The organism is Actinosynnema sp. ALI-1.44 (assembly GCF_001984155.1).
Classification (GTDB): domain Bacteria; phylum Actinomycetota; class Actinomycetes; order Mycobacteriales; family Pseudonocardiaceae; genus Kibdelosporangium.
This window is the reverse complement of the sequence record NZ_MTQO01000049.1, coordinates 27,556-47,839: the sequence shown is the minus strand read 5'-3', so window position 1 is coordinate 47,839 and position 20,284 is coordinate 27,556. Positions and strand designations below refer to the sequence as shown.

Sequence of the window (20,284 nt, the reverse complement as noted above, 5' to 3'; positions counted from 1 at the left end):
CCGAAAAGGACCAAATGTGGCCGGGATCGCGGCCGGGTGCCAGTCGGTCCTCGACACCGTCGGCACCGTGGTCGTCGGCGGCAAGCGGACCGCGCGGCTCGCGCTCGCGGCCGTGCTGGCAGGCGGCCACGTGTTGCTCGAAGACGTGCCGGGACTGGGGAAGACGCTGCTGGCCCGGACGCTGGCGCAGGCGCTCGGCCTCGAATTCCGGCGGCTGCAGTGCACCCCGGACCTGCTGCCCGCCGACGTGACCGGCTCGTACCTCTACGACCCGACCGAGCGCGAGTTCGCCTTCCGGCCGGGCCCGGTGTTCACCGGCCTGCTGCTGGCCGACGAGATCAACCGCACGCCACCGAAAACCCAGTCCGCGTTGCTGGAAGCCATGCAGGAACGCCAGGTCACGGTCGAAGGCCACACGCACCCGCTGCGGCGCCCCTTCCACGTCCTCGCGACCGCGAACCCCGTCGAGTACGAAGGCACGTACCCGTTGCCCGAGGCGCAGCTGGACCGGTTCCTGCTGCGACTGGACGTCGGTTACCCGCCCGCGGACGAGGAGGCCGAGGTGCTCCGGCGCAGGCTGGCCCGTCGCAAGGAGGAGACCGAGGTCAAGCCCGTCGTCGACGCCGACCGGCTGCGTGCGCTGCAGGAGGGCGTCGAACTCGTGGACGTCGACCCGGGTGTGCTGCGCTACTGCGTGGACCTGGCCGCCGCGACCCGGCGGCACGCGGCGGTCGAGATCGGCGCGTCCCCACGCGGGTCGCAGGCGTTGCTGCTGGTCTCCCGGTGTCTCGCGGTCCTGGACGGCCGGGAGTTCGTGCTGCCGGAGGACGTCAAGGAATGCGCCGTCGCCGCGTTGGCACATCGGTTGACGCTCCGCGCCGAGACCTGGAGCACGGGCACGACGGCCGTACAGGTCGTCACCGAACTGCTCGGCACAGTGCCCGGGCCGGCGAGCACGAGGTGAGCAACCGCGTCCTGCGCTGGATCCACACCCAACGGGACACCGGCCACTGGCGCAACACCGACGCCATGTACCGCGCGGTAGTCGTCGGCGTTGGCCTGGTCGCGGCCGGTGTCCTGGTGCACCAGCTCGCACTCGTGTTGTTCGGCGCGCCGCTGCTGATCAGCGCGTTGCTCGCGATGGCACGCCCGCAGCCGGGCCGACCGGACGTCCACCAGCCGCGGCTGCCGCGGGCGTTGGAACAGTCCCAGCTGGCCGAGGCCGTCTTCGAGATCGACACGAACCCCGGCGTCGAACTGACGGCGCTGCGGGTGCCACACGGCAAGCGCAGAGGTGCGGGACCGGTGCACCTGATCGCGGGCTCCGTCACGCAGGTCCGCACGACGCTCGGGCACGGCGGCTGGGGCGAAGGCGTCGACCTTCGGCTCGACCGGCTCTTCGCCGGGCCGGACGCGCTGCGGGTGTACGGCCCGATCGTCGGCAGGGAGGGCCGCCGCACGATCCTGCCGCCGATCCTGCCGTTGCCCGCGGGACCGCTGCCACCACGACCGTCCGGCCTGGTCGGCGTGCACCGCTCGCCGCGTCCCGGCGACAGCACGGAGCTGCGGGACATCCGCGTGTTCCAGCCCGGTGACCGGCTGCGACGCGTCGACTGGCGGGTGTCGCTGCGCGCCTCGGCGGCCACCGGCGGCGTGATGTCGCCGAGCATGCTGCACGTCCGTGAACGGCACGCGGACGCGGACGCGTCACTGGTCCTCGCGATCGACACCCGTGTCGACGTGTCAGCGGAACTGGGGGACTGGGCGACCGTCGCGGTCGGCAACGGCGTCCGCCCTGGTGGTTCGCTCGACACGGCTGTGCTGGCCGCGTGCTCGCTGGCCGCCGGCTACCTGCGGCAAGGGGACCGCGTGGGCCTGGTCGACCTCGGCAGACCCCAGCTGAGCCTCGCACCCCGCTCGGGGCACCGGCAGCTCGAGAAGATGCGGCACCAGCTGGTGGTCTGTTCCCGGTCGGCCGGGTGGGCGCCGAAGCCCGTGCTGCGCCCGAGGCAGGCGCCCGCCGGGTCGTTGGTGATGGTGCTCTCACCGTTCATCGACGACGCCATGGTGCAGCTCACAGCGACCGTCGCCAGACGGGGAACCCGAGTGCTGGCAGTGGATCTGTTGCCCGACCCGCTGGTCGCGGCCGCGCGGGACCCCTGGGGCGAAGCCGTGTTGAAGGTGCTGCGAGCCGAACACGCCACGCGGGTGGAAACGTTGCGGGAACACGGGATCCCCGTCCTGAAGTGGGGCGACGAGGCATCGGCGGCACTGCGGGTGCTGGCCAGGGGGCGGCGATGAATCTCCCCGCGATGAATCTCACCGCGGGGATGCCCGCGTGGACCTTGCGCGGCGGGGTGGCGTGTGCGGTCGCGTTGATCCTGATCTCACTGGCGGCACAGGGAGTCGGGGTGTTCCCGCTGGGGATCGTCGCCCTGCTCGGCGTGTTGTCCGTCACTGCGCCCGCCACGCCCGCACCCGCGTTCCTGATCGTCGCGACGGCGGTCGCAGTGGCCGTGGTCAGCGACGACGCGTTCGACATCCGCGTCCTGGCACTGGTTCCGCTGATCCACCTGGTCCACATCGGATGCGCGCTGACCGCTGTGATCCCCGGCACTGCGCGGGTGCACGTCAGCGCGCTGCGCCCGGCCGCTGTCCGATTCGTGCTGGTTCAGCTGGCCGTCGCCGCACTGGCGGCCGTCGCGTCACTGGTGCCCGAAACCGTTACACCAGCGGCATTGGAAGTACTCGCACTGCTTGCCGCGACGACACTCGCGGTCCTGGCGACCCGGTTGATCATGAAGCGTCCTAAGTGAACCGGTGAGCGGTTCGCGACCGGGGTCACACCTGACCAGGGGTGACGCGCGCCGCCGGGTGAATGGTGCGACCATAGGTCCATGGCCAAGGGCAAGAAACAGCCGAAGCGGATCCTCATCGTCGGCGGTGGCTATGTCGGGCTGTACACCGCGTTGGGCCTGCAGAAGAAACTGCGGTCGCTCGAAGCGTCGGTGACAGTGGTCGACCCGCAGCCGCACATGACGTACCAGCCGTTCCTCCCGGAGGCGGCAGCCGGATCCATCGAGCCGCGGCACGTGGTCGTGCCGCTGCGCAACGTGCTTCGCCGCTGCCACGTCCTGACCGGCCGTGTGACCAAGATCGACCACGCGACCAAGACGGCCACCGTGGAGTCGCTGGACGGGCACACCGAGCTGGTCGAGTACGACCTGCTGATCAGTGCGCTCGGGTCCGTGTCGCGGCTGCTGCCGATCCCGGGCCTTGAGGAGCGCGGCATCGGGTTCAAGACCGTCGGTGAGGCGATCTACCTCCGCAACCACGTGCTTTCGCGTCTTGACCAGGCCGCGACGACCGCCGACCCGGAGCTGCGCCGCAAGATGCTCAGCTTCGTGGTCATCGGCGGCGGGTACGCGGGCGTCGAGGCGCTCGCCGAGCTCGAGGACATGGCCCGTTACGCGATCAGGTACTACGAGGGCCTCAGCGCGAAGGACATGCGCTGGGTGCTCGTCGAGGCGTCCAACCGGATCATGCCCGAGGTCAGCGCCAAGATGGGCGTCTACACCGTCAAGGTGCTCGAGAAGCGCGGTATCCAGGTCTTCCTGGACACCCGGGCGAAGTCGCTGGAAGGCGGGCACGTCGTGCTCGACGACGGCACCGAGTTCGACGCCGACACGATCATCTGGACCGCGGGTGTGAAGGCCAACCCGGTCCTCGCCAACACGGACCTGCCGCTCGACCAACGCGGCCGCGTCCGGTGCACGGCCGAGCTGCAGATCGAGGGCCTCGCGGACGCCTGGGCGGCCGGTGACAACGCCGCCGTCCCGGACCTGTCGCGGACGTCCGAGGACCCGACGGCGACGTGCAGCCCCTCGGCGCAGCACGCCGTCCGTCAGGCCAAGCGGCTGGTGCCCAACGTGCTGGCCGCGCTGCGCGGCAAGAAGCAGAAGCCCTACGTGCACAAGTACCAGGGCTCTGTGGCGTCACTGGGCCTGTACAAGGGTGTGACGGACGTGCTCGGCGTGATCCGGCTGAAGGGCTTCCTCGCGTGGGGGCTGCACCGGGCCTACCACCTGTCGCGGATGCCCACCTTCAACCGCAAGGTCCGGATCATGTTCGACTGGCTCGGCGCATTCGTCTTCCGGCGCGAGGTCATCTCGATGGGACAGATCCAGGACCCGAAGACTGAATTCACCCGCGCGGCCAAGAGCTGACCGGACCAATTGAATAGGCCAGCCGGATGAGTTCGAGCAAAGTGGCTCCAAAGGGAGCGCCGGAGCGTTTAGGCTTCACGCGCCCCCGTAGCCCAACAGGCAGAGGCAAGCCCCTTAAAAGGGTTGGAGTGCCGGTTCGAATCCGGTCGGGGGCACGCTGACCGGGTAGTTCATGTCCATGAAACGCGATGGACGTGGACTACCCGTTCTCATGTCCGGACCGACTCGCATTCACGCCAGGCGATCAACCGAAAACGCTCCGTATTGATATCACTTACGGCGGTCAATCGGCGACTGGTCGTATTCATCGGGTACAAAACATTTCCAAAACGTTATAGACGGATTGAGTGGCCCGATGATCGGACCGACGGGCCAGGTGGGACCGTCTGTGCGACCCTTGACGACGTGTCGGACGACGAGCTGATCGACCTGGCCCACCGCGCGTTCGCCGCTGCCCGCGCGGGCGCGGCGGAAGACCTGGCAGCCCTGATCAACCAGGGTGTACCGGTGAACCTCCACAACGAAGTAGGCGACACCCTGGTCATGCTGGCGGCGTACCACGGCCACGCGCCCGCCGTGGCCGTGCTGGTAGGCCGTGGCGCGGACGTCAACAGGGCGAACGACAAGGGCCAGACCCCGCTCGCGGGCGCGGTGTTCAAGGGGCAGGACGAGGTCGTCAAGGCCTTGCTCGACGGCGGAGCGGACCCGTTCACGGGCACACCGTCGGCGGTGGACACGGCGAGGATGTTCGGCCGCCTGGAGTTGCTGGCCCTGTTCGAGCGCAAGGGCTGATGGGAACTACACGGGTATCACGAGCGACTATGTAGGCATGGACTGTGGGACGTGCACGGAGGCCCTGTCCGCCCGGCTGGACGGCGAGCAGGAGCCGGTACCGGCAGCCGAGGTGGACGCGCACCTGGAGACGTGCGCGGCCTGCCAGGACTGGTACGACGCGGCGGCGGCGCTCAACCGCCGGGTGCGGGTGCGTGAGTTCGTGGCGACACCCGACCTGGTCGACGCGGTGCTCGAGGAAGCAAGGCCACGACGCCGCCCGCTGGCACGGATGGCGCTGGCAGGCGTCGGGCTGATCCAACTGTTGCTCGCGGTCGGGCAACTGTTCGGGTCGGACGCGCACTCGTCGCACGGCGTAACGCTGACGCCGCACCTGATCAGCGAAGGCGCGGCGTGGAACCTGGCGCTGGGCCTCGCGATGCTCGCGGCCGCGTGGCAGACCAGGCGGGCCAGCGGGTTGCTGCCCGCGGTCGGCGTGTTCGTGGCAGCGCTGGTCGTGTTCTCGGTGGTCGACCTGGCGACCGTGGGCGTTCCGACCTCCCGGCTGCTGTCGCACGTGCCGCTGCTGGCAGGCGTCGCGTTGCTGTACATCGTGCAGCGGGAGCACAAGCGCGGCGGCGACCCGACTCCCACGGCACGTGAGGACGAGACTGTGGTGCAGGCCACAGCGAAGCCCGACGACGATCGCCGGGCGGGACCCAGCCGTCCGTGGCTGCGCCCCGCCAGTCACGATCGTCGCGCCGCCTAGCGCCCGTCAGTCGCCGGTCTCGGCCGGTGCGGTCAGCTTCCGCTGGATCCACCACACGATCTCGACGAGGACCACCCCGATCGCCGCGATCCAGATGGCCTGCGTCGTGAAGCCGGTGTTGCTGGGGTCCAGCAGGAAGAACCGCTGGGTGAACGGCAGTACGAACAGCAGCAGCGACGCCACCGACATCAGCGTGATCAGGCCGATCTTCCACCACTTGTACGGCCGCGCCACGATCGCCAGCACCCACAGCGCCACGATCATCAAGGTGATCAAGGCGGTGGTGCCCGACTGCTCGTCGGTGGCCTCGGTGCGCACGAGCATGTACGAGACGAATGTCGCGGTCGCGATGATCGCGCCCGCCGGGATGGCCATCCGCATCACCCTCGCGACGAAGCCGGTGCGGGCGCGTTCGTTGTTGGGGGCCAAGGACAGCACGAACGCGGGAATACCGATGGTGAACCAGGCGATCACGGTCACGTGCCGTGGCAGGAACGGGTAGTTGACCTGCGCGATCCCGACCATCAGGGCGAGGATCACCGAGTAGACCGTCTTGGTCAGGAACAGGTTCGAGACGCGCTCGATGTTGCCGATCACCCGGCGGCCCTCGCCGACCACGTGCGGCAGGGTGGCGAACTTGTTGTCCAGCAGGACGATCTGGGCGACCGCGCGGGTCGCCGGGCTGCCGGAGCCCATCGCCACGCCGATGTCGGCGTCCTTGAGCGCCAGCACGTCGTTCACGCCGTCACCGGTCATCGCGACCGTGTGTTTGCGCGACTGCAACGCGCCGACCATCGAGCGTTTCTGCGCGGGAGTGACCCGGCCGAAGACCGCGCGCTCCTCCAGCACGGACGCGAGTTGTTCCCTGTCCTCCGGCAGGTTGCGGGCGTCGAGCGGGTCCGCCGAGTTCGGCAGGCCGAGCGAGGACGCGACCGCGCCGACCGACAGCGCGTTGTCGCCGGAGATGACCTTCACCGTCACGTTCTGCGAGGCGAAGTAGTCGAGGGTGTCCTTGGCGTCCGGGCGGACCTTCTGCTCCAGCACGACGAGAGCGGCGGGGCGGACGGCACCGGGCGCGTCGGCCGAGTCCACGGACAGGTCGGCCTTGCCGAGCAGCAGGACACGCAGGCCCTGCGAGCCGATCCGCTCGGCCTCGGCACGGGCCGCGTCCCCGGCGGGCAGCAGCACGTCCGGCGCGCCGAGAACCCAGTTGCCGTGGTCGGTGAAGCTCGCGCCGCTCCACTTGCGGGCCGACGAGAACGGCGCGACGGCCGTGGCGTGCCAGCGCGGGTCGTCCGGGAACGCCTCCAGGATCGCCTGGAGGCTCGCGTTCGGTCGCGCCTCGGTACGCGCCAGCGCGGCCAACGCCAGGTTCACCGAGTCGTCGCCGTTCTCGTTGCGCACCTCGGCGAGCCGCATACCGTTCTCGGTCAGCGTCCCGGTCTTGTCCGCACACACCACGTCAACACGGGCGAGACCCTCGATCGCGGGCAACTCCTGCACGAGGCACTGGCGCTGGCCGAGCCGGATCACGCCGACGGCGAACGCGATGCTCGTCATCAGGATGAGCCCCTCAGGCACCATCGGCACGAGCGCGGCAACCATGCCGCGCAGAGCGTCGGCGAGCGGCTTGTTGACGTTGAAGAGCTGGTTGTAGATCGTTAGCGCGCCCGCCGGGATCAGCAGGTACGTGATGAACTTGAGGATCTTGTCGATGCCGGACCGCAGCTCGGACTTGACCAGGGTGAACTTGCTGGCCTCCTCGGCCAGCTTGGCCGCGTACGCGTCGCCGCCGACCTTGGTGGCCCGGTAGGCACCGCCCCCGGCGACCACGAAACTGCCTGACAACACCTGGTCACCGCGGTGTTTCACAACCGGGTCGGACTCACCGGTCAGCAGGGACTCGTCGATCTCGAGCGCGTCCGCGGCCAGGACCAGCCCGTCGACGACGATCTTGTCGCCGGGGCCGAGCTCGATCACGTCGTCGAGCACGATCTCGTTCGGCGGGATCTCGACGGCGGTGCCGTCACGCCGGACCGTGGGCCGGGCCTGGCCGACGATGGCCAGCTTCTCCAAGGTGCGTTTGGCCCGCAGCTCCTGGATCATGCCGATCCCGCTGTTGAAGATGATCAACAAGCCGAACATGCCGTCCAGGAAGTACCCGGTGGACATGATGATCGCGAACAGCACACCGTAGATCGCGTTGATCCGGGTGAGGACGTTGGCACGGACGATCTGCCCGACCGTGCGGCTCGCCCGCGCGGGTACGTCGTTGGTCTTGCCCGCCGCGACCCGTTCGGCGACCTCGGCAGAGCTCAGCCCGCCGTCGACGGTGTCGAGTGCCGTGTCACCGGCCGTGTTGTCAATCGACATGCGTCCGACATTAGGCCCATCCGCCGTTGACGCGCGTCATCCCAGGGTGGGACCAGCCCGTAGGGGGACATTTGGGTCCCTGCTGGACGGTCGGTGCCCGTTTCACCCTTTGTGGACGTTTGCGTTGCGCTCTGGTTCGATGATTGCCCCCTCGCCGGGTGGCTGACCTCTGCGCTGGCGCGCAGGCCGCCCATTGGGCTGCGCTTGGGCACAGGCTGACCTGGTCTGAGCGGGGGATCGGCCCGTTTTTCTGTTGGGCCGATCCCCCGCTGTGATGGCGACGGCTGTTACTTCACTCGGTAGGCGCGGATGACTGTCTGGGCGACTGCGCTGCCGTCTGGGTAGGACGCCTGGGCGCGTAATGACACGAACCCGTTAGATGGGTTCCATACGACTGCCCACCATTGGTTGTGGGCTTGTACCAGTGGTGCCTTGTGCCAGGTTGTGCCGTCGTCGGTGGATACGTCGACTGCTTGGACTGTGCCGCCCTTGCCTGGTTGGAGTGGGATGGCTGTGTATGTTCCGCCTTTGGTGGTGTTGGTGCTGTCCACCTTGGGGTCGAGTGTGATCGTGGGCAGGGGGCCGGTCCTGACGTGGGGGAGGTCCCACTCCGCTGTGACCTTTGTGGATAGTTGCCATGCCGGGTTTTCCCTGGTTGCCTCGGTGATGAGGCGGTATTTCGCTGGGTCGTTGCCCACGGTGAACTCGCCGGATCCCGGCCTGCCGCTGCGGCCGATCTCCTTGCCGTTGGCGTACAGCACGGTGGTGCCTTTGTCGGTTCCTCCGGCGCGGCCTGTGTGCTGTCCGGCATCTGTGAACAGGGGGAGGTCTGCGGTGAGCTTGGCGCCTGTGCGGGTCAGCTGGGCCCGGCCGGGGCCGAGCACGGCCTTGTACCAGTCCGCTGTGGACTTCGACCCGCGTGGATAGACCTTCTCATCACTGGTGTTGATGTACTGCCGATCGATGCGTGACGAGTGCTGCCAGCTGACCGTCTCCGGCGTGTAGCGCTCGACTCGGCTGGTCGGCAGTGGAATCGGCGCGCCGCCGGGCCCGACCAACGGGAAGCCGTTCGCGCTCGGGTTGGCGTACACGTTCGCTTGCGGCCCGACCGCGCGGTAGGTGGCGCGGATCTCGGCGAGGTCCCTGATCCGGGCCTGGTGGGTCAGGTTGGCCGGGATGGCGCCGTGGCTCGGGAAGGTGAGCTTGTAGTGGTACGGGCTCGCGGCAATCCCCTCGACCTTCACGGTCGCGGTGCCCAGCTTTGCCAGCCGTGGGCCGGAGTCGTCCACCGCGTACATCGTTGGCAGCGCTGGTGCCTCGGCGAGTGCCACGCCGTTGCTGTCGGTGAAGTAGAAGAACGCGGCCGTGGCGCCCGCGCTGTGCAACGCCTTGAGCCGTGGGATGAACTCCTGTTCCTCACCCGCCCCGATCGTGAACACCGCGATCTTGCCGCGGACATCGCGCTGCGCCAGGTCTTCCGGCCTGGCCCTGACGACGTCCACTGTGGCCAGCTCGCGGGTGTCGGTGATCCGCGGCGAATCGGGAACCCAGTCGACCACCGGCTGGAACTGCTCCGGTTTCGTGACTGTGAGCTTGATCAGCGGCTGCTCGTACGACGCGCTGTCGAAGTACATGAAGTGGTCGAACTTGCCTGTCGTCGGCACGGCGTAGAGGTTGTCGCCAGGCCCGAAGCCGCCTGCCATGGCGTCGCCGACCTTGATCATCTGCCCGGACAGGGTGCGGTGCAGCTGGGCGTCCGGCTGGTCGATCGACGTGCTTACCCGGACGCCGGGACGCGCGTCGAGTTCGACTGTCGTGTCGCTCTTGACCACGAGCTCGGGCTTGGCGATCTGGGTGGTCGAGCCCACCGGTACGGTCGGGGTGAGGATGAACGACATCACCGCGTAGCGACCCGCGGGCACCCGGATCGTGTCACCGCCGAACACCGGGACGAAGTAAACCTCCGGTTTGTCGAGGTTCTGCACCACGATGAGGCTGGGGCCGTTCACGCCTCCGTCGCGGTCGACCGACCGCAGCGTGAGGTCGTAGCTCTCCGGCTCCTTGGTCGCACCGACCGCCGTGCGCACCTCGGTCGTCCCGCCCTTGGCCAGCACCAGACCGCCGTACGAAGCGGGAGCGGCCTGCGGTCCGTCGAACGAGACCGTCACCGTGGCCTCGCCACCGGCGGGCACGGTCACCTCGGCGGCGCTCAGTTTGAAGGCCGCGTCGCTGGCGGACAGGGAAAGCGTGATCGGTGCCGTGCCGAAGTTCTTGTACGTCAACGGCTTGCTCAGCACAGTCCCGGGGTTCGGCCACTTGATGTAGCCGAGGCTCAGGTTGCCGACAGTCGTGGTGACGGTCTGGCTGACCGCGCGGTTCACGTCAAGGCGACCGTTGCCCTGGTGGTAGATCGTGGCGTTCGCGACCGGGTGCGCGCTGCCCATGAGCGCGGTTTTGATCTGCTGGCCGGTCCAGTCCGGGTGTTGTGCGGCCACGATCGCGGCGGCGCCAGCGACGTGGGGTGTGGCCATCGAGGTGCCGCTGATCTTGGCGTGGAACTCGTCCACGGCAACGTCGTCCAGCGTTCCCTTGGCCCGTGCCGCCACGATGTCCTCACCAGGCGCGGCGATGTCCGGCTTGACCGCGTAGTCCTTGGACCTCGGCCCCTGTGACGAGAACGGGCTGCGCACATCCTGCTTGTTCACGCTGCCGACGGCCAGTGCGGCGTCGGCAGCGGCCGGTGAGGAAACCTTCGAGCTCCCGCCGTTGCCCGCGGCGATCACGAACAGAGTGCCTTTTTCGGCGGAGATGCGGTTGACGGCGGTTTCGATGGGGTCGGTGCCGTCTCCTGGTCCGCCGCCGAGGCTCATGTTGACGACCTTGGCGCCGCTGTCCGCGGCCCATTGCATGCCGTCGAGGATGGCGTCGAACGGGCAGCCGAACGTCACGCAGACCTTGCCGATCACCAGGTTCGCGCCTTTGGCGACGCCGGTGTACTTCCCGCCGGACGCCGTGCCGCGCCCGGCGGCGGTCGCGGCGACGTGCGTGCCGTGGCCGACGACGTCCTGGATGCCCTCGCCGGTGAAGTCCTTCTCGCTCTTGACGATCCCGGCCAGGTCGGGGTGGCCCTTGTCGTACCCGGTGTCCAGCACGGCGATGGTCGCACCCGCGCCGGTATGGCCCTGCTGCCACGCACCAGGGGCGCCCACCTGCGGGACGCTCTGGTCCAGCGTGGGGAACGCCTTGCCGTTGAGCCAGATCTTGTGGTTCTTCGCGGTCTGGAAGACCTTCGCCGCGTCGCGCTTGGGCGTGGAGACCGCCGTCATCTTCACCGCGGGCAGGTCACGGGTGACCTTGCCGAGCGCGGCGAGGCTGCTTCTCGCTTGGTCGGAACCGGATTCCACGAGCAGCGGGATGTCCGGCGTGTGCTCGTCGTCGTAGCCGAGCCTGATCAGGCTGGTGACGTCGAACAACGCGCGGTCCAGCTGACCGGACCGGACGAGCGGCGCGACGGACGCGGGGATGACCGTCACGCCGTCGGCCCCGGCGTGGTGCAGGAAGCTGTCCGGGGCGCCGAGGCGCGCCGCGGGCCGGATCCGCACATCCCAGCCGGGACCCCGTCTCGCGACGGACACCTGGTCACCGGTGATGAGTGTGACTGTGGTTTCGGTTGCTGTGGATTTGCCTTGTGCGGCAGCCGTTCGCGGTTGCGCAGTCGCGGGGGCGACTGTCAATCCGCTTGTGAGCACGGCAAGAATCGCCGCGTGTGTGAGCACGCGCATGGAAAAGAACTCCCCTCGAGGTCAGCCGCCCCCAGCTGTCGACCCGTCACCCACCGTACCGGGTTGATCATGCGGCGTCACCCCCGAGGGGAGTTCTTTTCTTTTTCAGTTTTGCTTCACGTTATTTCACACGGTAAGCGCGGATCACGGTCTGACTGACCGTGTTCCCGGCCTTGTCGGAAGCACTGGTACGCAACGACACGAACCCGCTCGCCGGGTTGTGTACCAACGCCCAGGTCTGGCCGTTGATGTGCACAACCGGTGCGCTGTGCCAGGTCTTGCCGTCATCCGTCGACGTCTCGACCGCGCGCACGGACGCCGCACCACCTTCAGTACCCGGCTGCCGGTCGACGCGCACGGGTATCGCGAACAGGGTGTTGGCCCGTGCGTGGTTGGTGATGTCGACCTTCGGGTCGAAGCCGACCGTCAGCAACGGCAGCGGCGTCGCCTTGTCCGTGTGACCGGACCGGAAAGTCCACTCCGAACTGACCTTTGTGGACAGCGGCCAGATCGGGCTCGTCCTGGTCACGTCCGAGGTGAGCCGGTAGTCCGCTGCTCCGGCCGCGACCGGGAAGCTGCCGTCCCCCGGCTGGCCGCTGCGGCCGATCTCCTTGCCGTTGGCGTAAAGCACGGTGTCGCCCTTGTCGGCGAAGCTGTACTCCTCCGGCCTGGGGAACCCGGAGTGCCGTGCCGCGTCGGAGAACAACGGCAGCGAAGCGGTGATCTTGTCCGCCTCACGGAAGACCAGGTGCGGCAGGCCGGTGTACGCCTCCTGCGACACCGACAGCCCCGGCCCGACCACCGACTTGTTCCATTCGGCCGTGAGCCGCTCACCCGGGCGGTACGTCCGCTCGCCGACCCGGTAGCCGTGTTCGTTCCCGCCGTCCAGGCTCGGTGAGGTCCGCACCGAGTTCTGCCACGAGACGGGCGAGTAGTACTCGGTCCGCTCCAACGGCAGCGGAACCACTGTCGACCACAGCCACGAACCCATGTCCAGGTCACCGGACCAGGTGCGGTAGTCGACGTACGCGATGCCGTTGTCGATCATGCTGTGGTACTTGGCTTTGACCGTGGCCAGGTCGGTGTTGCGTGGCCGGTAGGCGAGATCCGCCGGAACACCACCGAAGTGCGGGAACGCCAACTCGTAGCGGTACGGGCTCGCGGTCTGACCGACCAGCCGCACGGTGGCGTTGCCGAGCTTGGCAAGGCGCGCACCGGACGGGTCCAGCGTGTACGCCACCGGCACGGCGGGCTTGTCCTTGGCAGAGATCGACCCGGAGTCGGAGAAGTAGAACAGCACCGCGGCCGCACCGGCGTCGACGAGTGCCTTGACCCTGGTGTCGTACGTTTCTTCCTCGCCCTGCCCCAGCGTGAACGCCGCGAGTTCGCCCTTGACGTCCTTCGCCGCGATCTCCTCGGGCGTGGCGTGCCCGGTGTCGACAGCGGCGAGGTCCTTGACACCGACGAAGTCCGGCGAACGCGGCGCCCAGGCGACCGGGATGTCGAAGGATTCCGGCTTGGTCGCGGACAACCTGACCAACGGCCGCTCCATCTGGGCGCGGTTGTAGTACCGCAGGTGGCTGTGGTTGCCCTTCGTCGGCACCGCGTAGGTTTCGTCGTTCAGTCCGCTCAGGTACCCCACGTCGTAGCCGCCGGGGCCGCCGCTGACCGTGATAGCAGTGACACCGGCGACTATGCGCGCGTCCTTCTCCTCGACCTGTGCGCTGACCCGGACGCCTGGCCGCGCGTCCAGTGTCACTGTGGTGTCCTTGCGCAGGTCGACCTCCGGCTCGGCCAGCATGGTCGTCGACTCGGGCCGGCTCCCGGCAGGCGTACGCACGGCGCTGAACAAGGCGTAGCGCCCTGCGGGCAGGCGCACCGGCTGGTTGCCCGCCGCGATGTCGTACTCGGTCCCGTCGATCCGCTTCCAGACCACCATGCCAGTGCTTTCCGCGCCGTTGCGGTCGATCAGCTTCGGAGTCAGCGCGTAGCTCTCCGGCTCCTTGGACCCGCCGACGGCGGTCTGCACGACGACGTCACCGCTACGGGCGGTCAGCCTGCCGTTGTAGTCCCCGACCGGGCCGGTCGGGGCGAACGTGACGTTGACCTTCGCCTCGCCCTGCGCGGGCACGGTGATCTCCTTGACGTCGGTGCTGAAGACACCGGCGTCCTGCAGGTCCAGCGTGAGCGTGACCGGAGCGCCGCCGGAGTTCCTGTACGTGACCGGCTTGGTCACCTTCTCGTTGGGGTACGGCCACTTGACGAAACCCATGCTCAGGCTGCCGGTCGGCGACGTGACGGTCTGGGTGACCGCGCGGCCGACGTCCAGCCGCCCAGCGCCCTGCTGGTAGATCGACGCGGAGACGGGGTGTGCGGTGCTCATCAGTGCGGTTTTGATCTGCTGGCCGGTCCAGTCCGGGTGTTGTGCGGCCACGATCGCGGCGGCGCCAGCGACGTGGGGTGTGGCCATTGATGTGCCGCTGACCTTGGCGTGGAACTCGTCGACGGCGTACTGGTCGAGCGTTTCCTTGGCGCGTGCGGCGACGATGTCCTCGCCGGGAGCGGCGATGTCCGGCTTGACGGCCCTGTCGTTGATCCGGGGACCGGGGCTGGAGAATCCGCTGGGCTTGTCCTGCTTGTCGACGCTGGCCACCGCGAGTGCGGCGTCGGCCGCGGCCGGGGTGGAGACCTTGTTGCGCGGACCGGAGTTGCCCGCGGCGATCACGAACAGGGTGCCTTTTTCGGTGGAGATGCGGTTGACGGCGGTTTCGATGGGGTCGGTGCCGTCGCCTGGTCCGCCGCCGAGGCTCATGTTGACGACCTTGGCGCCGCTGTCCGCGGCCCATTGCATGCCGTCGAGGATCGCGTCGAACCGACAGCCACCGGCCTCGCACACTTTGCCGATCACCAGGTCCGCGCCTTTGGCGACGCCGGTGTACTTCCCGCCGGACGCTGTGCCGCGCCCGGCGGCGGTCGCGGCGACGTGCGTGCCGTGGCCGACGACGTCCTGGATCCCTTCGGGCGTGAAGTCCTTCTCGGCCTTGACGATCCCGGCCAGGTCGGGGTGGCCCTTGTCGTAACCGCTGTCCAGCACGGCGATCTTGGCGCCCGCGCCGGTCTGCCCGGCCTGCCACGCGACCGGTGCGCCGACCTGCGGGACGCTCTGGTCGAGCGTCGGATACATCTTGCCGTTGAGCCAGACCTTGTGGTTCTTCGCCGTCGCGAACAGGGCGGCGGCCCGCTGCTTGGGCGTCGAGACGGCCGTCATCTTCGCTGCGGGCAGGTCGCGGGTGACCTTGCCGAGCGTGGCGGCGCTTTGCCGCAACTGCGCCGACCCGGACTCCACGAGCAGCGGGATCTCCGGTGTACGGGCGTCGTCGTAGCCGAGCTTGATCAGACCGGTCACGTCGAACAACGCCTTGTCGAGCCTGCCGTCGGCGACCAGCCGGACGGCGTCCTCGGGGATGACCGTGACGCCTTCGGGCCCGACGGCCTTGACGAAGCCGGTCGACCCGCCGATCCGTTCGGCGGGAGTCACGGTGGCGTCCCAGGTGTCGCCGCGCTTGGTGACAGTCACCTTGTCGTCGGTGATCAGGGTGACTGTCCTGGCGGGTTCGGGTCTTGCCGCCGACGGGTTCTTGGCAGGGTCAGCGGTCGCCGGCAGCCCGGCCACCCCGCTGATGAGCACGGCCAGAGCAGCCGTGTAGATGGTTCCGCGCACAGTGAGGTGCCCCTCTGACGTGGTGTCGGAAATTTCCCAGCACTGTTAATACGCCGTAGGAGGGGTACGGAGTTGGCGGAACTACCCGACTTTTCGCTGGGCCGGACGGGTGATTGCGCCGACGAGCAGCAACACACAGCCACCGGCGGTGTTCCAGAACCCCTGCTTGAACTGCGACGCCAGCGCCTCGACCTGCAACTGCTGGCCGAGGAACACCGCGAACACGGCGACCGCGAGGAAAGCACCGAGCGCCATCAGCCACCGCCGCCCGATGACCAATCCCGCCAGGCACAGCACGACCGCGAGCGCCAACGGTACGAACAGCGAGTTGGCCATGTCGGTCGTGGTCGCCGTGACCCCGTTCCACAGTTCGTTGATCGGGATCTGCCTGCCCTGGCGCTCGCGGTACCAGGGCAGGAACGTGCTGTATCCGACCGCGGCGCTACCCGCCACGATGGCCACTGTCGCGATCACCATCCGCATGAGGACCTAGCATGCCAGCGTGGCGGAGTACCGGATCGACGACCTGGCCAGGGTGAGCGGTGCGACCGCGCGCAACATCCGGGTGTACCAGGATCGTGGCCTGCTGCCACCGCCGATCCGCCGCGGCCGGACCGCGATCTACACCGACGCGCACCTGTCCCGGCTCCGGCTGGTGATCAACATGCTCGGCCGTGGCTACGCGTTCGCGCAGATCGCCGAGATGATCGCGGCGTGGGAGTCCGGGCGCAGCCTCGCCGACGTGCTCGGACTGGAGGAGGCGATGGGTGTCCGGTGGTCGTCCGAGCTGCCGGTGCCGATCACGGTCCGCGAGCTCCGGCGGATGTTCGGCACCCAGCTCACCCCGGGCAACACCCGCAAGGCCCTGCAGCTCGGCCTGCTCCGGCGGCAGGGCGCCGGGCTGGTCGTGCCGAGCCCTCAGCTGCTGGAAGCCGGGTACGAGCTGGTCAAGCTCGGTGTTCCGCTGGACGAGGTGATCGACCTCGCCGGGGTGCTCCAGCAGGAGGTCGACCACGTCGCCGGGCTGATGGTCAGCCTCGTGCGCAGGTACGTCCTCGACCCCAAGGGTGAGGACTGGCTGCCCAGCGGCGACGAGGTGGGGCACTACGCCGACGTGCTGCGCCGTCTGCCGACTGTCGTGATGTCCGCGCTGACCGCGGCGGTGGCCCGCTCGACCGAGCGCGTCATCCCCGACATGGTCGGCGACCGGCTGGAGGCCCTGCTCAGGTCAAGCAGGCAGACGGGCGACCACTAGCGCGCCGCGCTTGGTCACGGTCAACGGGGTCGTCAGCTCGCGTGCGCCCCGCTCGGCACCCTCCTCGCCTGCCATCCTGGCGCGCAGGTACTCCCTGATGGACTCCTTGGTCGGCAGGGTGACCAGCGGCGCGTCCCACGTGTGCACCTCGACGTCGCCGAAAACCGCCCGGACGATGTCCGGCGCTTCCTCGGCGTCGAACGGACTCGGCAGACGCACGCGGTACGCCGAGATCTCGGGGGAGTCGGTGCGCGCGACCGTCGAGGCGATCAGGACACCACCGGGTTTCAGCACCCTCCTGGCTTCTCGTAACGCCTGGGCCGGGTCAGCCAGGTGGTACAGCATGTTCAGCGCGGTGACGGCGTCGACGCTGTTGCTGCGGAACGGAAGCGCCGCCGCGCTGGCCCGCACGCGTGGCGCGGGGTGATTGCGCAGGAACGCCATGGCCATGTCGAGGCCGATCACACGTCTGCCAGGCATCGCCTCGCGCAGGACACCCTCGGCGCAGCCGACGTCCAGCACCAGGTCGGCCCGCTCCAGCAGGGTCGCCACCCACACGTACAGGTTGGCCTGGGAGTACGCCTTGGTCAGCCGTGAGCCGATGAGGTAGCGGTCCGGGTTGGTGTCGTAGTCGAAAGGCACGGCATCGGGAGTGCTCACCCGTCCAGCATTCACCACGGTGCGTCCGGAGCCGGAAATCTACTCCCGGTAACCCTATTTGACCTGCGAAGACATGGGTTCGCCATTGCGATGGTGTCAATGGGCGTTGTAACGTTCTGGGGCAGTCGGTGAGGACGGGAGCGACCATGCGGACGGTCAGATCTGGTGACGTGTCCCTTGCGGTGTTCGAGCAGGGGGACCGGAAGAACCCGACTGTGTTGCTCGTGCACGGCTACCCGGACAACCACACGATGTGGGATGGCGTCGCGGCGCGGCTGTCCTCGCAGTTCCACGTCGTGACCTACGACGTTCGAGGCGCCGGTGACTCCACCAAGCCACGCGCGGTCGCCGACTACGAGATCTCCAAACTGGCAGCGGACCTGTTCGCGGTCGTCGACGTGGTCAGCCCCGACCGACCGGTGCACGTGGTCGCGCACGACTGGGGTTCGGTGCAGGCCTGGCACGCCGTGACCGCCGATGACCCCCGGATCGCCTCGTACACGACGATTTCCGGCCCGTCTCTCGACCACATGGGACAATGGGTGCGACGGCGGCTGGCCAGGCCGACTCCGCGCAACCTCGTCCAACTCGCCAGGCAACAGCTGCACTCCTGGTACATCGTGGCCTTCCACCTGCCGGTCCTGCCGAAGCTGGTGTGGCGGCTCGGGGCGACCAAGCTGATCGCCGCCGTCGAAGGGCTGGACCGCGTGCCGTCCACTGCGGACGCGCTGCACGGGATGAAGCTCTACCGGGCGAACATCTTCCAGCGCGTCGGCTCGCCGGAACGGCGCGCCACCTCGGTGCCGGTGCAGCTGATCGTGCCGACCGGTGACCGCTACCTGTCGCCCGACGTGTACGCCGACCTGGCGGACTGGGCGCCGAACCTGTGGCGCCGCAAGATCATCGGCGGGCACTGGGTGGCGTCGGCCAAGCCGAACGCGATCGCCCGGATGGTCTCGGAGTTCGTGTCGCACGTGGAGGGCGGCCCGGTGACGCGCGGTCTGCGGCGCGCGGCCAGCCCGCCCGGCTCCGTCGCGCACCGCCTGGTGTTCATCACCGGCGCGGGCAGCGGAATCGGCCGGGAGACGGCGCTCGCGTTCGCCCGTGAAGGCGCCGACGTGATCGTCACGGACATCGATCCGGCAGCGGCGCGGGAAACGGCGGCGCTGATCGGCCCGTCGGCGTCGGCGTACCAGTTGGACGTGACCAACGAGTCGGCGATGCGGCTGCTCGCCGAGAAAGTCGAATCCGACCATGGCGTGCCGGACGTGGTGGTGAACAACGCGGGCATCGCGATGGCAGGCCCTTTCCTGGAGATGTCGGCGAAGCAACTGCAACGGATCGTGGACGTGAACCTGCTCGGCGTCGCGTACGGGTGCCGGATCTTCGGCGCGATGATGGCCGAATCCGGCCTGGGCGGGCACATCGTGAACATCGCTTCCGCCGCCGCGTACACCCCGTCCCGTTCGCTGCCTGCCTACGCCGCGACGAAGGCGGCTGTCCTGTCGTTGTCCGAGTCGCTGCGGGCGGACTTCGCGTCGTCCGGGATCGGCGTCTCGGCGATCTGCCCGGGAATCGTGGACACGCCGATCACGCGTGCGACCACGTTCGTCGGCGTCGACGCGTCCAAACAGGATGCGTTGCGGACCAAGGCCGCCAAGGCCTACGGGCGGCGCAACTTCCCGCCGTCCAAGGTCGCGACGGCGATCGTCGACGCGGTGCGGAACAACACCGCTGTAGTTCCGGTGACCATCGAAGCCAAAGTGGGACTCCAGCTTTCACGGTTCGCGCCGGGAATCATGCGGCGCCTCGCACGAATCAAGGTGGACAAGTGAACATCTCGTTGGAACGGCGCGGCTCGGGAAGTCCACTGCTGTTGCTGCACGGCATCGGACACCGCTGGCAGGCATGGGAACCGGTGCTCGACCGGCTGGCCGAGGCGCACGACGTGATCGCCGTCGACCTGCCGGGGTTCGGGAATTCGCCTTCGCTGCCGTCACCGTATAGCGTCGAAGCGGCACTTGAGGCTACAGTGGACAGCCTGAGGTCCATGGGCATCACCAGGCCACACATCGCGGGTAACTCGCTCGGCGGCATGCTGGCACTGGAACTGGCGTCCGCGGGGCACGCCAGTTCGGTGACAGCACTGTCGCCGGCGGGATTCTGGCGGACGGCGCGTGGGCGCGCGTGGGCACTGCGCGTGCTCGGCATGATCCGCACCACCGGCCGGTTGTCGCCCCGCGCGCAGCGCACAGTCATGTCGATCAAGCCGTTCCGGCTGGCCAGCGGAAGCCTGCTGTTCGGGCACCCGTCCAGGGTGCCGTTGGACGCGATGCTGGATGACCTGGCCGCGATGGCGGCCGCACCGGGCTTCGACGAGGTGGCTCGCGCGGGCAGGGACTACTTCTTCGGGAGCGTGGCGCCGCAGGTTCCGGTGACCATCGCCTGGGGGACGCGGGACCGGATTCTGTGGCCTGTGCAGGCGAAGCGGGCGGCGGAGTTGTTGCCGCTGGCTCTTCAGGTCTCGCTGCCCGCATGTGGGCATGTTCCGATGTACGACGAGCCTGAGCTCGTCGCTCGCACGATTCTTGAGACTTGTGCTCGGGCTGAGGCTGCTGCTGGTGAGGGGGCTGCTCGGCCTGCTTGACAGATTTCCCTCGCCGGGTGGCTGACCTCTGGGCGGCGTCAATGCGTCGCCCCTGTCAGGCGCAGCTGCGGTTTTGCCGT

General features: G+C 68.6%; 14 protein-coding genes and 1 tRNA gene. 10 read left to right on the top strand and 5 right to left on the bottom strand.

What is annotated here, in order from left to right; genetic code table 11:
- Window positions 1-16: 16 nt before the first annotated feature.
- From ALI144C_RS30200 to ALI144C_RS30170, 7 genes are all read left to right on the top strand, one after another.
- Complete coding sequence (locus tag ALI144C_RS30200) at window positions 17-964, top strand: AAA family ATPase (RefSeq protein WP_143230962.1); 948 nt, start codon at window positions 17-19, stop codon at window positions 962-964.
- On the top strand, window positions 961-2,301 hold the full coding sequence (locus ALI144C_RS30195; RefSeq protein WP_076990596.1) for a DUF58 domain-containing protein: 1,341 nt from the start codon (window positions 961-963) through the stop codon (window positions 2,299-2,301). The genes ALI144C_RS30200 and ALI144C_RS30195 overlap by 4 nt, the downstream gene beginning before the upstream one ends.
- Window positions 2,298-2,816 (top strand): hypothetical protein, encoded by a 519-nt coding sequence (locus ALI144C_RS30190; protein WP_143230961.1) that lies wholly within the window; start codon window positions 2,298-2,300, stop codon window positions 2,814-2,816. The genes ALI144C_RS30195 and ALI144C_RS30190 overlap by 4 nt, the downstream gene beginning before the upstream one ends.
- Window positions 2,817-2,897: 81 nt before the next feature.
- Window positions 2,898-4,226, top strand: coding sequence for an NAD(P)/FAD-dependent oxidoreductase (locus ALI144C_RS30185; protein ID WP_076990594.1), 1,329 nt, complete (start codon window positions 2,898-2,900; stop codon window positions 4,224-4,226).
- 81 nt (window positions 4,227-4,307) lie between these two features.
- Window positions 4,308-4,381: transfer RNA gene (locus ALI144C_RS30180), tRNA-Leu, on the top strand.
- A 250-nt stretch (window positions 4,382-4,631) separates the two neighbouring features.
- The gene (locus tag ALI144C_RS30175; protein ID WP_202819088.1) at window positions 4,632-5,018 is read left to right on the top strand and encodes an ankyrin repeat domain-containing protein; all 387 of its coding nucleotides are present in this window, start codon (window positions 4,632-4,634) and stop codon (window positions 5,016-5,018) included.
- A 37-nt stretch (window positions 5,019-5,055) separates the two neighbouring features.
- Window positions 5,056-5,766 carry a zf-HC2 domain-containing protein gene (locus ALI144C_RS30170; RefSeq protein ID WP_076990593.1) on the top strand — a complete coding sequence of 237 codons (711 nt, stop codon included), beginning with the start codon at window positions 5,056-5,058 and terminating at the stop codon, window positions 5,764-5,766.
- A 6-nt stretch (window positions 5,767-5,772) separates the two neighbouring features.
- Here ALI144C_RS30170 and ALI144C_RS30165 read toward each other — a convergent pair whose 3' ends face one another.
- The 4 genes from ALI144C_RS30165 to ALI144C_RS30150 form a co-directional block, all read right to left on the bottom strand.
- A complete protein-coding gene (locus ALI144C_RS30165) occupies window positions 5,773-8,139 on the bottom strand; it encodes a cation-translocating P-type ATPase (RefSeq protein ID WP_076990592.1) in 2,367 nt (788 codons plus the stop codon).
- A 287-nt stretch (window positions 8,140-8,426) separates the two neighbouring features.
- Window positions 8,427-11,774: a S8 family serine peptidase gene (locus ALI144C_RS30160; protein ID WP_168211380.1), complete on the bottom strand. Its 3,348-nt coding sequence runs from the start codon at window positions 11,772-11,774 to the stop codon at window positions 8,427-8,429.
- A 268-nt stretch (window positions 11,775-12,042) separates the two neighbouring features.
- Complete coding sequence (locus ALI144C_RS58710) at window positions 12,043-15,642, bottom strand: S8 family serine peptidase (protein ID WP_076990590.1); 3,600 nt, start codon at window positions 15,640-15,642, stop codon at window positions 12,043-12,045.
- Window positions 15,643-15,723: 81 nt separating this feature from the next.
- Window positions 15,724-16,125, bottom strand: coding sequence for a hypothetical protein (locus ALI144C_RS30150; RefSeq protein ID WP_076990589.1), 402 nt, complete (start codon window positions 16,123-16,125; stop codon window positions 15,724-15,726).
- 19 nt (window positions 16,126-16,144) lie between these two features.
- On the opposite strand from ALI144C_RS30150, the gene ALI144C_RS30145 reads away from it, so the two are divergent.
- Window positions 16,145-16,897, top strand: a complete 753-nt coding sequence (locus tag ALI144C_RS30145; RefSeq protein ID WP_076990588.1) for a MerR family transcriptional regulator — start codon at window positions 16,145-16,147, stop codon at window positions 16,895-16,897.
- Here the strand turns inward: ALI144C_RS30145 and ALI144C_RS30140 are convergent.
- Window positions 16,871-17,557, bottom strand: a complete 687-nt coding sequence (locus ALI144C_RS30140) for a class I SAM-dependent methyltransferase (RefSeq protein WP_168211379.1) — start codon at window positions 17,555-17,557, stop codon at window positions 16,871-16,873. The genes ALI144C_RS30145 and ALI144C_RS30140 overlap by 27 nt on opposite strands.
- A 146-nt stretch (window positions 17,558-17,703) precedes the next feature.
- Between ALI144C_RS30140 and ALI144C_RS30135 the strand changes: the two genes are divergently transcribed.
- Window positions 17,704-19,392: an SDR family oxidoreductase gene (locus tag ALI144C_RS30135; protein WP_076990586.1), complete on the top strand. Its 1,689-nt coding sequence runs from the start codon at window positions 17,704-17,706 to the stop codon at window positions 19,390-19,392.
- A complete protein-coding gene (locus tag ALI144C_RS30130) occupies window positions 19,389-20,204 on the top strand; it encodes an alpha/beta fold hydrolase (protein ID WP_076990585.1) in 816 nt (271 codons plus the stop codon). Before ALI144C_RS30135 ends, ALI144C_RS30130 begins: the two co-directional genes overlap by 4 nt.
- The last annotated feature ends 80 nt before the right edge of the window (window positions 20,205-20,284 follow it).